Origin of the sequence: Streptomyces sp. NPDC005931 (genome assembly GCF_042871235.1) — a bacterium.
Lineage (GTDB): Bacteria > Actinomycetota > Actinomycetes > Streptomycetales > Streptomycetaceae > Streptomyces.
In genome coordinates this window covers 165,241-180,043 of record NZ_JBIAIG010000004.1, presented here as the reverse complement: position 1 = coordinate 180,043, position 14,803 = coordinate 165,241, and the positions used below count along the sequence as shown (strand labels likewise).

Here is a 14,803-nt window from a genome sequence, read left to right as displayed (position 1 = left end):
TCACGCTCCCGTGGCGACGAGGACGGCGGCGACCGCGAGGACGACGGTGCCGGCGAGCAGCGCGCTCACATAGGTCTGCACATTGCCGGTCTGCGCCCGGCGCACCGCGGCGCCGAGCCAGCGGGGCAGTGTTCCCGCACCGCGTACGTAGGTCTCCACGACCTCGCGGTCCAGGAACCGGACGAGACTCGCGCCGGCCCGGACCGGGCGGACGAAGAGGGCCGTGTACACGGCGTCGAGGTGGAAGCCGACGGCCGCGTGGCGGTGCAGCGGGCCGAGCAGCAGCCGTCCCGGGTCGGCCGGGTCGGGTGCGTGGGCCACGTCTCCGTAGGCGGGTTCGTGGGTGGCGATGGCCTCGGCCTCGACCTGACCGGCGTCCGCCGAGGGATGCGCGGCGACGGCACCCATGGGGACACGACCGGCGAGCGCGGTGGTGTGCCGCCATGTGGCGTAGGTGACGATGCCGCCGACCAGCGCCACGCCCGTGCCGAGCACGGAGGTGGTCAGGGTCGGGGTCAGGTCGTGCCCGTCGAACCAGTCCGGCAGCGCGCGGAAGGCGAGGCCGCCCACCGCGAGGGAGGGCACCGCGAGCACCCACAGCACCGTGGTCATGGCCAGGGGCTGCCTGCCGTGGTCCGGGGCCTCGGTGCCGTGGCCGCGGAAGGCCAGCAGCCACAGGCGCGTCGCGTAGGCCGCGGTGAGCACGGCGGTGAGCAAACCGGCGAGGAGCACGATCCAGCCCGCCGCGGCAGGGGCGCCCTCGGTGTGGCCGGTGACCACGTGCTCGGCGACGCCGAGGACGGCCTCCTTGGAGAAGAAGCCGCTGAACGGCGGGATCGCGGCGAGCGCCAGGAGCGCCACCGTCATCGTCCAGTAGGCGTCGGGGACACGGTCACGGAGGTTGCTCATGCGGGACATGGCGGCGAGGGAGTTGGTGCCGGCGGCATGGATGATCACGCCGGCCGCGAGGAACAGCAGCGCCTTGAAGGCGCCGTGGGACAGGAGGTGGAACACGGCGGCGCCGCGGTCGGCGACCGCGAGGGCGCCGGTCATGTAGCCGAGCTGGCCGATCGTCGAGTAGGCGAGGACGCGCTTGATGTCGTCCTGGGCGAGCGCGGCGAGCGCCGAGCCGGTCATGGTGACCGCGGCCATGACGGCGAGGACGACCATCGCGGCCCGGGACGCCTCGAAGAGCGGAAGGAGACGGGCGACGAAGTAGACACCGGCGGCGACCATCGTCGCGGCGTGGATCAGCGCCGAGACGGGGGTCGGGCCCGCCATCGCGTCGGGGAGCCAGGTGTGCAGCGGGAACTGCGCCGACTTGCCCGCCACGCCGGCCAGGAGCAGCAGCGCGATCAGCGTCGGGTGCTCGATGCCGCCGTTCGCGACGGCGCCGAGGATCCGGGTGATGCGGAAGGACCCCGCGCCGCCGGCGAGGGCGAACAGGCCGATGAGGAACGGCACGTCGCCGAGCTTGGTGACGAGGAAGGCCTTGAGCGAGGCGGCGCGGGCCTCGGGGGTCTCCCAGTAGTGGCCGACGAGGAAGTAGGAGCAGATGCCCATGACCTCCCAGCCGACCAGCAGCACCATCAGGTCGCCGGAATAGACGACGAGGAGCATCGCGGAGGTGAACAGGGAGACGAGGGCGGCGTACGACGGATAGCGCGAGTCGTCGCGCAGGTAGCCGGTGGAGTAGATCTGCACGCAGGTGGCGACGACGCCGACGAGCACGGCGGTGAGGGCGGCGAAGCCGTCGATGTGCAGGGCGAGCTCGACCGGGACGGAGCCGGTCGGCGTGAGCTCGGTGGCGGAGTCCACGGCCTGGCCCCCGCTCTGGCGGGCGGCGACCAGTACGGCGAGCAGGAGGGAGGCGAAGGTCGGGAGGACGGCGAGCGGACGGACGAATCCGGGGGCCGTGCGGCCCAGGAGCAGGCCGGTGAGAGCGCCCAGGAACGGCAGGAGGGGGACGAGGACGGCGAGGGTGGTCGTGCTCACGCGGTGGCCTCAGCCTTCTCGGCCGCCGCCCGGGTCGCGGAGGCGTCGCCGTCGGATACGTCGCCGTCGGGGCCGTCCGGCTCGTGGCCCTCGGCGGTGTCGCGGAGCCTGTCGATGTCCGCGGTGCCCCGGTTGCGGTGGACGGCGAGGACGATCGCCAGGCCGATGCCGATCTCGGCGGCGGCGATGGCGATGGTGAACAGGGTCAGGGCCTGACCGGAGTGCAAGGTGTCCTCGGCGGCCTTGCTGAGCCAGACGTCGAAGGCGACCAGGTTCAGGTTGACGGCGTTGAGCATCAGCTCGACCGACATCAGGACGAGGATCGCGTTGCGCCGGGCGAGGACTCCGTACAGGCCGGTGCAGAACAGGAGGGCGGACAGCACGGCGGGATAGGCGAGGTGCATCAGCGGGTCCCTTCCGTGTCGCGGCGGGTGTCCGTGGTGCCGGCGTCGGTGCCGGAGCCGCGCGGGGTGCCGCGCCGAGGGCCGGTGGGGGTGCCGGCGGCACGGGTGGGGGTGTTCGCGGGCGTGCCCGTCGCGTCGGCCTTCGCCTTGCGGGACAGGACGATCGCGCCGACCAGGGCGGCGAGGAGGAGCACGGAGAGGGCCTCGAAGGGCAGGACCCAGTGCTGGAAGAGGCTGGCGCCCGTCACGTCGGTGGAACCGGCGGGCGTGCCGTCCAGGTCGATCCACGTGGTGCGGAAGGCGTCCACGACCACCCACACCAGGGCGCCCGCGGCGGCGACGGCCACGGTGAGGGCGGCCCACCGGTTGCCGGAGTCGGCGTCCGGGGAGCGGCCGATCGGCGCCCGGGTGAGCATCAGACCGAACAGGAGGAGGACGACGACGGAACCGACGTAGATGAGGACCTGCACCCAGGCGATGAACTCGGCGGTGAGCAGCAGGTACTCGACGGCGAGGCCGCCGAGGGCCACCACCAGCCACAGGGCGGCGTGCACCAGCTGCCGGGTGGTGACGGTGACGACGGCGGCGCCCAGGGTGACCAGGCCGACGAGGAGGAAGGCGATCTCCACACCGGTCGGGGAGAGGAAGCCGGACGGCTCGCCGGCCAGGTTCGGGGGGCCGACCGCGAGGCCGCCCACGGTGGCTGCGACGGTCATTCCCTGCCCTCCTGTTCCGGCCTCAGCCGGTCCTGTGGCTGGTCCGCCGGCCCGCCCGACGCCGGACCGGGCGACTGGTCCGCGGGCCCGCCCGCCGACCGGTCCGCCGAACGGTCCGTCGGCTGGTCGGTCTGCTGCTGGGAGTCGCCCATCGGGCGGGTGGGGGATTCGGCGGCGCTGGTCTGCTCGTCGGCGTGCGGCACGGTGCCGGACGCCGGGGCGGTGCGGGCACGGGGTGCGGCGGACGGTGCGGCGGGTTCCGCGGCGGTTTCCCCTGGGGCGGCCTGCTGGGCCGCCAGCTTCTCCGCCGTCTTGCGGGCGGCGACGAGTTCCTTCGGTTCCTCCGCGCCGGGGTCGAGGGCGGGCGGGGCCGGGACGGTCCACATCCACTCGCGGAGCTTGTCGCGCTCGTGGGTGAGGTCGCGGATGTCGGTCTCGGCGTACTCGAACTCCGGGGACCAGAACAGCGCGTCGAAAGGACACACCTCGATGCAGATACCGCAGTACATGCACAGGGAGAAGTCGATGGCGAACCGGTCGAGGACGTTGCGGCTGCGTTCGCGGCCGCCGGGGGTCGCCGCCGGGAGCGTCTCCTTGTGGGAGTCGATGTAGATACACCAGTCCGGGCACTCGCGGGCGCACAGCATGCAGACCGTGCAGTTCTCCTCGAACAGGCCGATCACGCCGCGGGTGCGGGGCGGGAGGCCGGGCTGGACGTCCGGGTACTGGTCGGTGACGGACTTCTTCGTCATCGTCCGCAGGGTGACGGCCAGGCCCTTGGCCAGGCCGGAGCCGGGGATGCGGGGCCGGGTGGGCGGTACGGACTCGGCCATGGCTACTGGATCACCACCTTGACGATGCCGGTGAGGGCGATCTGGGCGAGGGAGAGGGGGACGAGGAGGGTCCAGGAGAGCTTCTGGAGCTGGTCCTCGCGCAGCCGGGGATAGGTGACGCGGAGCCAGATGACCAGGAAGGCGAGGACCGCGGTCTTCAGCAGGGTCCACACCCAGCCGAGTCCGTCGGCGCCCCAGGGACCGTGCCAGCCGCCCAGGAAGAGGACGGTGGTCAGACCGCACAGGACGACGATCCCGGCGTACTCGGCCAGGAGGAAGAGAGCGAAGCGCAGGCCGGTGTACTCGGTGTAGGCACCGAAGATGATCTCCGAGTCGGCGACGGGCATGTCGAAGGGCGGGCGCTGCAGTTCGGCGAGGCCCGCGACGAAGAAGACCAGTGCGCCGGTGATCTGCCACGGCAGCCACCACCACTCGAAGGCGTTCAGGATGCCGACGAGGGAGACCGTGCCGGCCGCCATGGCCACCGAGGCGGCGGTGAGCAGCATCGGCAGTTCGTAGGCGAGGAGCTGGGCGGCGGTGCGCAGGCCGCCGAGGAGGGAGAACTTGTTGGCGGAGGCCCAGCCGGCCATGAGCGAGCCGAGGACGCCGACGCCCATGACGGCGAGGACGAAGAACACACCGGCGTCCAGTACCTGGCCGACGGCGCCCTCGCCGGGGCCGATGGGGATGGCGAGCAGGACGAGGAGGTAGGGCAGGAGGGCGACGGCGGGGGCGAGCTGGAAGATACGGCGGTCCGCGCCCGCGGGGACGACGTCCTCCTTCTGCGCGAACTTCACGCCGTCGGCGATGAGCTGGGCCCAGCCGTGGAAGCCGCCGGCGTACATGGGGCCGAGGCGGCCCTGCATGTGGGCCATCACCTTGTGCTCGGTCTGACCGATGATCAGAGGGAGGGTGAGGAAGACCACGAAGACGATCAGGAGTCGCAGGGTGACGTCGAGCACGTCGTTCACTGCGGGCCTCCTGCGGGATCTTCGAGGTTCTCGGGTGCGGGGTCGGCGCTGCGGGCTCCGTCGTCGTCGGCGCTGTGGGCACTGTCGGCGTCGTCGGCGCGGTGGGCACTGTCGTCGTCGGCGGCGCGGTGGGTGTCGTCGGCGCTGTCAGCCGCCGCGGCGTCCTGGGCTCCGGATGCACGGCCGGTCGCGGGTCGCGTCGTGCCCCGGGGTTCGGGCCCGGTCGCGGCCTCGGCCGACGGTTCGGGCTCCGGTTCCTCGAAGGCCGGGCGGGCGTGGTGCCAGGGGGCGTCGGGGCTGCGCGGAGCGGCTGCGGGCCTGCGGGGCGGGCGTCCGGCGGGCGCCGGGACGGATGTGCCGTCCGGTGCCTCGGGGGGCGGCGGCGCGGTCGGCGAGTCCGGCGTGGGCCGTTGGCTCGCCGACCCTTCCGCCGTGCTGCGCTGCCGCCGCGGGCCCGCGGCGGCCCCCGTGGTATCGGCCCGCTGCGACGCCGAGCCCTGGCTCGCGCTCCGAGCACGGCGCGGGCTCACGGGGGACCCAGCCAACGCGGCATCGGTCGACGCGGCATCGGTGGACGCGGCATCGGTGGACGAGGGCGCGCTCGACGCGGGCCGCGGGGCTGCCGGCTCGATGGCGGGGGTCTGGCTCGCCGAGCCCTCCGCCGCCGTACGGGTGCGGCGGGGCGTGGTCGCCCCTTCGGTCTCCGTGGGCCCGGTGGTCGAAGGGGTTTGGCTCGCCGACCCCTCCGCGGCGGTGCGGGTGCGGCGCACCGGGCGGTCGCCCGCCGTGCGGGCCGCGCCGGCGCCCGCCGCCGTACGGGCCGCGCCCGCCGCTCGGCCCGCTCCTCGGGCCGGGCGGGCGGGGGCCGGGGGAAGCTGGCCCTTCAGGGGGCCCCATTCGTTCGGGTCGGGGACGCCGGGGGGCAGCATCTGGCGGCGCTTGGGGCCTCCGTGTTCGGACTCGCCGGGTTCCTTGGCACCGGGCCAGGCCTTGGCGACGCGGGCCGCGAGGACGAAGTCCTTGCGCAGGGGGTGGCCCTCGAAGCCCTCCGGAAGGAGGAGGTGGTCCAGCGCGGGGTGGCCCGTGAAGTCGACGCCGAACATCTCGTGCGTCTCGCGTTCGTGCCAGGCGGCGCCCGCGTACACGTCCACGGCGGACGGCAGCGCAGGCGCCTCGTGCGGGACGGTCGTGCGCAGCAGCAGGCGCCGCACCGGGGACAGGGCCGCGACGTGCGCGGTGACGCGAAAGCCCGTGCCGGGTTCGTCGACGGCGCTCAGCCAGTCGAAGTAGGTGCAGCCCAGGCGGTCGCGCGCGGCCTCCAGGGCGGGGATCCAGGCCGTGGGGGGTACGTCGACGGTCAGAACGTCGTACGACTCCTCGGCCGTGGCGTCCGGACCGAACAGTTCCTCCACCTCGGCGGGCAGCCAGCCGACCGCGGTCATCGGCCCTCCCCCGCGTCGGACCCGTCCCCGGCTCCGCCGGCAGCGGATGCGCCGGCAGCGGATCCGCCCGCCGTCGGCGGACTCACCAGCCCGCTCTGCAGCGCCGCCACGGACGCGTGCGCACCCGGGCCGGATCCGTACCGCTCCCCCAGCGACTCGCGGGCGATCTTCTCCTGGAGCTTCAGGATGCCCTGGAGCAGCGCCTCCGGCCGGGGCGGGCAGCCGGGGACGTAGACGTCGACCGGGATGATCTGGTCGACGCCCTTGGTGACCGAGTAGGAGTCCCAGTACGGGCCTCCGCAGTTGCTGCACGCGCCGAAGGAGATGACGTACTTCGGCTCGGGCATCTGCTCGTAGAGGCGCTTCACCGCGGGCGCCATCTTGTCGGTGACCGTGCCGGAGACCACCATCAGGTCGGCCTGCCGGGGCCCCGGTGCGAACGGGATGACGCCGAGGCGGATGAAGTCGTGCCGGGCCATCGACGCGGCGATGAACTCGATCGCGCAGCAGGCGAGGCCGAAGTTGAAGACCCAGAGCGAGTAGCGGCGGCCCCAGTTGAGGATCACCTTCATCGGCTCGGGCGCGAGGCGGGAGAGCGCGCCCAGCCGCTTCGGTTCCGGAAGCAGGACCGGTTCGGGGGTCGACGGGGTCACGTCCATGTCAGGACGCCCTTCTTGTATGCGTACAGCAGGCCCACGGCGAGGAAGCCGAGGAAGATGAACATCTCCACGAGGGTGGTCGCGCCGTAGCCGTCGGCGGCGAAGACGGTCGCCCAGGGGAAGAGGAAGATCGAGTCGACGGCGAAGATCACGTAGAGGAAGGCGTAGACGTAGTAGCGGACCTGGGTGTGGGCCCAGCCTTCGCCGACGGGGTCGACTCCGCACTCGTACGTCAGAAGTTTCTCGGGCGTGGGGACCACGGGCCGCAGCAGGCGTCCCGCGCCGAAGGCCACCGCGACGAACAGCACGCCGACGACGGCCAGCAGTCCGACGACCGAGTAGGACTGGAAGTACTCTGCCGCAGCGTCCGCCGCGACGTCCGCCGCGACGGCGGTCGTATCGACGCCGGTCGGTTTCCGCACGTCCGCCCCTCACTCCCTGGCTGGTGTCCCTGGTCCGTTCCGTGCTGCCGGAAAGATCTGTACGCACGGGAGTCTAGGCCCTGATAAAGAGACGGTAAGCAGCCCGTCACCGCTCGGCATGCAGGGGTGGGGTTTTCCTCAGTCCGCCATGGCGGTCCACCTCATGGCGCCGCTGCCCGTCGAAGGGCACGCTGATCCCCATGACCGAACGCTTCCCGGCCCACGACACGCCCCCGGGCACCACCCTGGGCACCACTTCGGGCACCTCCTCGGGCAGGCCCGGCGTCGCTGCCGCGGACGTTCCCGGCGACCGTCCGCCGCCGGCCCGCCTCGCCTACGACCGGCACACGTGGAAGGAGATCGCCCATCTGCTGGCGAACCTCCCGGTCTCCCTGGTCGGCTTCACCTATGTCGTGGTCATGCTGTTCACCGGTCTCGGGCTCACGGTCACAGTGGTCGGGTTCCCGCTGCTCGCGGCGGGGCTGCTGGGCGCGCGGCAGCTGGGCCGGCTGGAGCGGGCGCGGGCCAGGGCGCTGCTCGGAGTGCGGGTGGAGGAGCCGACTCCGCTGCCGTGGCGCCGTGGGGGGTTCTGGCCGAGGCTGTGGCTGGCGGTGAAGGACCCGGTGGGCTGGCGCACGGTCCTGTACGAGCTGATCCGGCTGCCGTGGGGCGTGGTCACCTTCACCGTGACGCTGACCTCGCTGTTCGTGCTGTGGCCGGTGCTGCCGTTCGTCGCGCGGGGGCTGGCGAACGCGGACCGGGCGATGGTGCGGGGGCTGCTGTGTCCCTCGGACGAGTTGGAGCGGCGCATCGCCGAGCTGGAGTCGGACCGGGGTGTGGTGGTCGACACGGCCGCCGCCGATCTGCGGCGCATCGAGCGGGATCTGCACGACGGTGCACAGGCCCGGCTGGTGAATCTCGCCATGGGGCTGGGGCTGGCCAAGGAGAAGCTGCTGGAGGATCCCGACGTCGCGGCGGCGATGGTCGAGGAGGCGCACGGCGAGGTCAAGCTGGCGCTGCAGGAGCTGCGGGACCTGGCGCGGGGCATCCATCCGGCCGTGCTCACCGACCGGGGCCTGGACGCGGCACTGTCCTCGGTCGCCTCACGCTGCACGGTGCCGGTGAAGGTGACGGTGGACCTCGTCGAGCGTCCTGCGGCGGCCATCGAGGGCATCGCCTACTTCACGGTCTCGGAACTGCTCCAGAACGTCAGCAAGCACAGTGCGGCACGGTCGGCCTCGGTCGACGTGTGGCGGGCGGACGGCCGGCTGCTGATCCAGGTGCGGGACGACGGGCGCGGGGGCGCGAGCCTGGACGGCGGTACGGGCATGCGGGGGCTCTCCGAACGGCTGGGCGCGGTCGACGGTCTGTTCGTCGTGGACTCGCCGGAGGGAGGTCCGACGACGGTGACGGCGGAACTGCCGTGGCGGGACCGCTCGGGCGCGCTCGCCTGAGCCGCCGGGCGCGCGGCGTTCGCCGGGACGAGCTGGGACGCCCGGCCGCCCGGCGCCCGTCGGCGTACGCGTGACGTACACCGGGCAGCCCGTACCGACGACGTACGCCGAGCCCGGAAGCCGGCAGCCGCGTCTGCCGCCCAGAAGCCGCTTCCGCCCCGCCCGACGAGCCGGAGCCGCGTTGCCCCAGGCCACCGAGGGGCTGGCTCAGAACGGCCGCACCCCCGGCAGAGGTGGGGATAACCCCCGTCCGAGACTGCGACGGACTCCATGGTTCGCCCGCCCGCGGCACAGCACGCTGGAGGTACGACAGCACAGCCACAGCCAGAGCCGGGCGACAGCCACGCGACGGCGCGGCGGCCCGACGAGGAGAAGGACGACGCCGATGGCCACGGAGTACGAGCAGGGTTACGGGCTCGGCAGCGGATCCCGCTACGCCGGCGGCGCCGGGGAGGGGCGGCACCGGCTGCCGGCAGCGCTGCGGGCGCCGGTGGAGGGGCGCACCTGGCGGGAGCTGGCGTACGTGCTGCTGAGCCTGCCGATCGGCATCCTGCTGTTCGTGTACGCGGTCACCATGGTGGCGCTGGGGGCCGGTCTCCTGGTGACGTTCCTCGGCGTGCCGGTGCTGGCGGCGGCGCTGGCCGGGTGCCGTGGTGCCGGGGCGGTGGAGCGGGCGCGGGCCCGGGGGCTGCTGGGGCTGGAGGTGGGTGAGCCGGAGCCGTTGCGCACACAGGGGCGGCAGGGGTTCACGGCGTGGATCGGGGCGGTGCTGAAGAGCGGCGCCTCGTGGCGGTCGCTGCTGTACGCGGTGCTCCGGCTGCCGTGGGCGGTGTTCTCCTTCCCCGTCGTGGTGACCTTCTGGTCGGTCGGCTGGTCGCTGCTGACGTATCCGCTGTGGTTCTGGGTGTTCCCGCTGTACGGCGGTCAGGGCGGGATCCAGCTGTACGGCGACGAGCAGCACCAGATCTACGTGGACAACCCCTTCGAGATCACGGTGACGGCCCTGGTGGGGCTGCTGTTCACCATCGCCACGCCGTGGATCGTTCGGGCGCTGACGACGGTGGACCGGGTGATGGTGCACGGCCTGCTCGGGCCGTCGCGGCTGGCGACGCGGGTGGTGGAGCTGGAGTCGGACCGGGGTGTCGTGGTCGACACGGCGGCGGCGGACCTGCGGCGCATCGAGCGGGACCTGCACGACGGGGCGCAGGCCCGGCTGGTGGCGCTGGCGATGGACCTGGGACTGGCGAAGGAGAAGGTGAAGGAAGATCCGCGGGCCGCGGCGCGGATGGTGGACGAGGCGCACGGCGAGGTGAAGACGGCGCTCCAGGAGCTGCGGGACCTGGCACGGGGCATCCATCCGGCCGTGCTCACCGACCGCGGCCTGGACGCGGCACTGTCCGCCGTCGCCTCGCGCTGCACGGTCCCGGTGCAGGTGGAGGTGGACCTGGCGGAGCGGCCCGCCCCGGCGATCGAGGGCATCGCCTACTTCAGCGTCTCGGAGCTGCTCCAGAACGTCAGCAAGCACGCGCGCGCCACCCGGGCGGCGGTGGAGGTGTGGCGGGCGGGGAACCGGCTGATGCTCCAGGTCGTGGACGACGGCGTCGGCGGGGCCGACGGGTCCCGGGGCTCGGGCCTGGCCGGCCTGGCGGAACGGCTGGACGCGGTGGACGGCGTCCTGGTGGTGGACTCCCCGCCCGGGGGCCCGACCCGGATCACGGCGGAGCTGCCCTGGCGGACGGCGCGGATGCCGTAGGGCCCGTCCGGTGAGTACCGGACCGACCGGGCGGAGGACGCCAACCGGTCGCGGCGCCGACGACCGGTCGCAGCCCGGTACGACCCGTTGCACCCGGCACCTGATCACGCTGCCCCGCGGCATCCCCGACCGGATGCTGGAATGCTGGACCCGATGACCGGACCCGCCAGGAGGGCGGGTCCGGACGGGGCTGTGGGGGTCCGAGATCGTGGAGGACAGGGTGCGCGTGGTCATCGCCGAGGATTCGGTGCTGCTGCGGGAGGGACTGACCCGGCTGCTGACCGACCGGGGGCACGAGGTCGTGGCCGGGGTCGGTGACGGCGAGGCGCTGATCAAGACCATCACCGGGCTGGACGGCCAGGGTGAGCTCCCGGACGTGGTGGTGGCCGACGTACGGATGCCGCCGACGCACACCGACGAGGGTGTGCGGGCCGCGGTGCAGCTGCGCAAGGCCCACCCGGGGCTCGGCGTGCTGGTGCTGTCGCAGTACGTGGAGGAGCGCTACGCCACCGAACTGCTCGCCGGTTCCAGCCGCGGCGTCGGCTATCTGCTCAAGGACCGGGTAGCCGAAGTACGTGAGTTCGTGGACGCGGTGGTACGCGTGGCCCAGGGCGGTACGGCCCTGGACCCGGAGGTGGTCGCGCAGCTGCTCGGGCGCAGCCGCAAGCAGGACGTGCTCGCGGGACTCACCCCGCGCGAGCGGGAGGTCCTGGGGCTGATGGCCGAGGGCCGGACGAACTCGGCGATCGCCCGGCAGCTGGTGGTGAGCGACGGAGCCGTGGAGAAGCACGTCAGCAACATCTTCCTGAAGCTGGGGCTGTCCCCCAGCGAGGGCGATCACCGGCGGGTGCTGGCCGTGCTCACCTATCTCAACTCCTGAACCGCGGCGGTGACGGCGGCGTCTTCGAAGGAAAGGCCGGGGAGCCCGTAACCAGGGGTAATCCAGGGCGGTTCCGGGGTGATTTCGGGGCGGATCGGGCGCCCGGACGTCTCGAAGTCGTGTCCAACATGCGAATCACCCAAGGAAGGGCACCCTTACGGACGTAGGGTTGATCCAGGGAGGGCCTGCGCGAAGGCCGTCCCGGACAGCCGCCTCGAGGGAGGTCCAGTTCAGTGACCAGCCAGGTCAGCAGCCCAGCGGAGCAGGCCGACGGAGCCGTCGTGGGAGAGCAGCGCCAAGCGACGGCGGACAAGCACGTCCGCCGTCTGGACCGGGTGATCATCAGGTTCGCGGGGGACTCGGGCGACGGTATGCAGCTCACCGGCGACCGCTTCACCTCGGAGACCGCGTCCTTCGGCAACGACCTGTCGACGCTGCCGAACTTCCCGGCCGAGATCCGCGCTCCCGCCGGCACCCTGCCCGGTGTCTCGTCCTTCCAGCTCCACTTCGCCGATCACGACATCCTCACCCCCGGGGACGCCCCCAACGTGCTGGTGGCGATGAACCCGGCCGCGCTGAAGGCGAACGTCGGCGACCTGCCGCGGGGCGCGGAGATCATCGTCAACACGGACGAGTTCACCAAGCGCGCGATGCAGAAGGTCGGCTACGACAGCAACCCGCTGGAGGACGGCTCACTCGACGGCTACAGCCTCCACCCGGTGCCGCTGACGACGCTGACGGTCGAGGCGCTGAAGGAGTTCGACCTCACCCGCAAGGAGGCCGAGCGCAGCAAGAACATGTTCGCGCTCGGGCTGCTGAGCTGGATGTACCACCGGCCGACCGAGGGCACGGAGAAGTTCCTGACCTCGAAGTTCGCGAAGAAGCCGGACATCGCGGCGGCGAACATCGCGGCGTTCCGGGCGGGCTGGAACTTCGGCGAGACCACGGAGGACTTCGCCGTCTCCTACGAGGTGGCCCCGGCCGCCACGGCGTTCCCGCCGGGCGTGTACCGCAACATCTCCGGGAACCTGGCCCTGTCGTACGGTCTGATCGCGGCGTCGCTGCAGGCGGACCTGCCGCTGTTCCTGGGTTCCTACCCGATCACCCCGGCGTCGGACATCCTGCACGAGCTGAGCCGGCACAAGAACTTCGGGGTGCGGACCTTCCAGGCCGAGGACGAGATCGCCGGCATCGGCGCGGCGCTGGGCGCGGCCTTCGGCGGTTCGCTGGCGGTGACGACGACCAGCGGCCCCGGTGTGGCGCTGAAGTCCGAGACGATCGGGCTCGCGGTGTCGCTGGAGCTGCCGCTGCTGATCGTGGACATCCAGCGGGGCGGCCCCTCCACGGGCCTGCCGACCAAGACCGAGCAGGCAGATCTGCTCCAGGCGATGTACGGGCGCAACGGCGAGGCCCCGGTCCCGGTGGTCGCGCCGCGCACCCCGGCCGACTGCTTCGACGCGGCCCTGGAGGCGGCGCGGATCGCGCTGACCTACCGCACCCCGGTCTTCCTGCTCTCCGACGGCTACCTGGCCAACGGCAGCGAGCCCTGGCGCATCCCGGACCTGGAGGAGCTGCCCGACCTCGGGGTGCAGTTCGCGCAGGGGCCGAACCACACGCTGGACGACGGCACCGAGGTGTTCTGGCCGTACAAGCGGGATCCGCAGACGCTGGCCCGCCCGTGGGCGATCCCGGGCACGCCGGGTCTGGAGCACCGGATCGGCGGTATCGAGAAGCAGGACGGCACGGGCAACATCTCCTACGACCCGGCCAACCACGACTTCATGGTCCGCACCCGCCAGGCGAAGATCGACGGCATCGCCGTGCCCGACGTCGAGGTCGACGACCCGCACGGCGCGAAGACGCTGGTGCTGGGCTGGGGCTCCACCTACGGGCCGATCACCGCCGCGGTGCGCCGGCTGCGCGCGGCCGGCGAGTCGGTGGCGCAGGCGCATCTGCGGCACCTCAACCCCTTCCCGCGGAACCTCGGCCAGGTGCTGGGGTCCTACGACCGGGTGGTGGTCCCCGAGATGAACCTCGGCCAGCTCGCCACCCTCATCCGGGCGAAGTACCTGGTCGACGCCCGCTCGTACAACCAGGTCAACGGCATGCCGTTCAAGGCGGAGCAGCTCGCAAAGGCTCTGAAGGAGGCCATCGATGGCTGAGACGACCAGGGAAGGCACGGGCACGATCGAGGCGCTTTCCCTCGTCCCCAAGGCCGAGGGCAGGCAGTCCATGAAGGACTTCAAGTCCGATCAGGAAGTGCGCTGGTGCCCCGGCTGCGGCGACTACGCCGTCCTCGCCGCCGTGCAGGGCTTCATGCCCGAGCTGGGTCTGGCGAAGGAGAACATCGTCTTCGTCTCCGGCATCGGCTGCTCGTCCCGCTTCCCGTACTACATGAACACCTACGGGATGCACTCGATCCACGGCCGGGCCCCGGCCATCGCCACGGGTCTGGCCAGTTCACGGCGCGACCTGAGCGTGTGGGTGGTCACCGGTGACGGCGACGCGCTGTCGATCGGCGGCAACCACCTGATCCACGCCCTGCGGCGCAACGTCAACCTCAAGATCCTGCTGTTCAACAACCGGATCTACGGTCTGACCAAGGGCCAGTACAGCCCTACCTCCGAGGTCGGCAAGATCACCAAGTCGACCCCGATGGGTTCGCTGGACGCGCCCTTCAACCCGGTGTCGCTGGCGATCGGCGCGGAGGCGTCGTTCGTGGCCCGTACGGTGGACTCGGACCGCAAGCATCTGACCGAGGTGCTGCGCCAGGCCGCCGCCCACCCGGGCACGGCGCTGGTGGAGATCTACCAGAACTGCAACATCTTCAACGACGGCGCCTTCGAGGTTCTCAAGGACCGGCAGCAGGCCGAGGAGGCGGTGATCCGTCTGGAGCACGGCGAGCCGATCCGCTTCGGCAGCGACCGCTCCAGGGGCGTGGTGCGGGACCGGGCCACCGGTGATCTGCGGGTGGTCACGGTGACGCCGGAGAACGAGGCGGAGGTCCTGGTCCACGACGCCCACTCCGCGTCGCCGACCACCGCGTTCGCGCTGTCCCGGCTGGCCGATCCGGACACCCTGCACCACACGCCGATCGGCGTGTTCCGCTCCGTGGACCGGCCGGTCTACGACACGCAGATGGCCGATCAGCTCGACACCGCGATCGAGCAGCACGGCAAGGGCGACCTCGCGGCGCTGCTGGCGGGCGGCGACACCTGGACGGTCGTCGGCTGAGCCGTCACGAGCAGGGGAAGAGGGCCCGCCGTCGAGGCCG

13 protein-coding genes are annotated in these 14,803 nt (G+C 72.4%); 5 read left to right on the top strand and 8 right to left on the bottom strand.

Translation table 11 applies throughout. The features are described from left to right. From ACFYOV_RS11865 to ACFYOV_RS11830, 8 genes are read right to left on the bottom strand one after another with little or no spacing between them, the layout of a single operon-like run. Nucleotides 1-1,995 carry an NADH-quinone oxidoreductase subunit L gene (locus ACFYOV_RS11865; protein ID WP_389086030.1) on the bottom strand — a complete coding sequence of 665 codons (1,995 nt, stop codon included), beginning with the start codon at nt 1,993-1,995 and terminating at the stop codon, nt 1-3. After that, nucleotides 1,992-2,399 (bottom strand): NADH-quinone oxidoreductase subunit NuoK, encoded by a 408-nt coding sequence (nuoK, locus tag ACFYOV_RS11860; RefSeq protein WP_389086027.1) that lies wholly within the window; start codon nt 2,397-2,399, stop codon nt 1,992-1,994. The genes ACFYOV_RS11865 and nuoK overlap by 4 nt, the downstream gene beginning before the upstream one ends. Then, nucleotides 2,399-3,115, bottom strand: coding sequence for an NADH-quinone oxidoreductase subunit J (locus ACFYOV_RS11855; protein WP_389086025.1), 717 nt, complete (start codon nt 3,113-3,115; stop codon nt 2,399-2,401). The genes nuoK and ACFYOV_RS11855 overlap by 1 nt, the downstream gene beginning before the upstream one ends. Beyond that, complete coding sequence (locus ACFYOV_RS11850; RefSeq protein WP_389086022.1) at nt 3,112-3,948, bottom strand: NuoI/complex I 23 kDa subunit family protein; 837 nt, start codon at nt 3,946-3,948, stop codon at nt 3,112-3,114. Before ACFYOV_RS11850 ends, ACFYOV_RS11855 begins: the two co-directional genes overlap by 4 nt. A gap of 2 nt (nt 3,949-3,950) precedes the next feature. After that, nucleotides 3,951-4,919, bottom strand: coding sequence for an NADH-quinone oxidoreductase subunit H (locus tag ACFYOV_RS11845; protein ID WP_389086020.1), 969 nt, complete (start codon nt 4,917-4,919; stop codon nt 3,951-3,953). Beyond that, nucleotides 4,916-6,361: an NADH-quinone oxidoreductase subunit C gene (locus tag ACFYOV_RS11840; RefSeq protein WP_389086017.1), complete on the bottom strand. Its 1,446-nt coding sequence runs from the start codon at nt 6,359-6,361 to the stop codon at nt 4,916-4,918. Before ACFYOV_RS11840 ends, ACFYOV_RS11845 begins: the two co-directional genes overlap by 4 nt. Further along, nucleotides 6,358-7,020, bottom strand: a complete 663-nt coding sequence (locus ACFYOV_RS11835; RefSeq protein ID WP_389086015.1) for an NADH-quinone oxidoreductase subunit B — start codon at nt 7,018-7,020, stop codon at nt 6,358-6,360. The genes ACFYOV_RS11840 and ACFYOV_RS11835 overlap by 4 nt, the downstream gene beginning before the upstream one ends. Then, on the bottom strand, nt 7,011-7,442 hold the full coding sequence (locus ACFYOV_RS11830; protein ID WP_389086012.1) for an NADH-quinone oxidoreductase subunit A: 432 nt from the start codon (nt 7,440-7,442) through the stop codon (nt 7,011-7,013). The genes ACFYOV_RS11835 and ACFYOV_RS11830 overlap by 10 nt, the downstream gene beginning before the upstream one ends. Before the next feature lie 200 nt (nt 7,443-7,642). Here ACFYOV_RS11830 and ACFYOV_RS11825 point away from each other — a divergent pair, with 200 nt between their 5' ends. From ACFYOV_RS11825 to ACFYOV_RS11805, 5 genes are all read left to right on the top strand, one after another. After that, nucleotides 7,643-8,896: a sensor histidine kinase gene (locus ACFYOV_RS11825; RefSeq protein WP_389086010.1), complete on the top strand. Its 1,254-nt coding sequence runs from the start codon at nt 7,643-7,645 to the stop codon at nt 8,894-8,896. Between the two features lie 385 nt (nt 8,897-9,281). Then, a complete protein-coding gene (locus ACFYOV_RS11820) occupies nt 9,282-10,649 on the top strand; it encodes a sensor histidine kinase (protein ID WP_389086007.1) in 1,368 nt (455 codons plus the stop codon). A gap of 220 nt (nt 10,650-10,869) precedes the next feature. After that, nucleotides 10,870-11,529, top strand: a complete 660-nt coding sequence (locus ACFYOV_RS11815) for a LuxR C-terminal-related transcriptional regulator (RefSeq protein WP_389087058.1) — start codon at nt 10,870-10,872, stop codon at nt 11,527-11,529. A 233-nt stretch (nt 11,530-11,762) separates the two neighbouring features. Then, entirely contained in the window at nt 11,763-13,691 is a 1,929-nt protein-coding gene (locus tag ACFYOV_RS11810; RefSeq protein WP_389086005.1) for a 2-oxoacid:acceptor oxidoreductase subunit alpha, read from the top strand. Beyond that, nucleotides 13,684-14,763, top strand: a complete 1,080-nt coding sequence (locus ACFYOV_RS11805) for a 2-oxoacid:ferredoxin oxidoreductase subunit beta (RefSeq protein ID WP_389086002.1) — start codon at nt 13,684-13,686, stop codon at nt 14,761-14,763. The genes ACFYOV_RS11810 and ACFYOV_RS11805 overlap by 8 nt, the downstream gene beginning before the upstream one ends. Nucleotides 14,764-14,803: the final 40 nt, after the last annotated feature.

Bases quoted from the DNA above. Each gene is read 5' to 3' on its own strand.
- ACFYOV_RS11840 (WP_389086017.1), bottom strand. From the start codon at position 6,361: ATGACCGCGGTCGGCTGGCTGCCCGCCGAGGTGGAGGAACTGTTCGGT.
- ACFYOV_RS11820 (WP_389086007.1), top strand. From the start codon at position 9,282: ATGGCCACGGAGTACGAGCAGGGTTACGGGCTCGGCAGCGGATCCCGC.
- ACFYOV_RS11855 (WP_389086025.1), bottom strand. From the start codon at position 3,115: ATGACCGTCGCAGCCACCGTGGGCGGCCTCGCGGTCGGCCCCCCGAAC.
- ACFYOV_RS11805 (WP_389086002.1), top strand. From the start codon at position 13,684: ATGGCTGAGACGACCAGGGAAGGCACGGGCACGATCGAGGCGCTTTCC.
- ACFYOV_RS11825 (WP_389086010.1), top strand. From the start codon at position 7,643: ATGACCGAACGCTTCCCGGCCCACGACACGCCCCCGGGCACCACCCTG.
- ACFYOV_RS11850 (WP_389086022.1), bottom strand. From the start codon at position 3,948: ATGGCCGAGTCCGTACCGCCCACCCGGCCCCGCATCCCCGGCTCCGGC.
- ACFYOV_RS11835 (WP_389086015.1), bottom strand. From the start codon at position 7,020: ATGGACGTGACCCCGTCGACCCCCGAACCGGTCCTGCTTCCGGAACCG.
- nuoK (WP_389086027.1), bottom strand. From the start codon at position 2,399: ATGCACCTCGCCTATCCCGCCGTGCTGTCCGCCCTCCTGTTCTGCACC.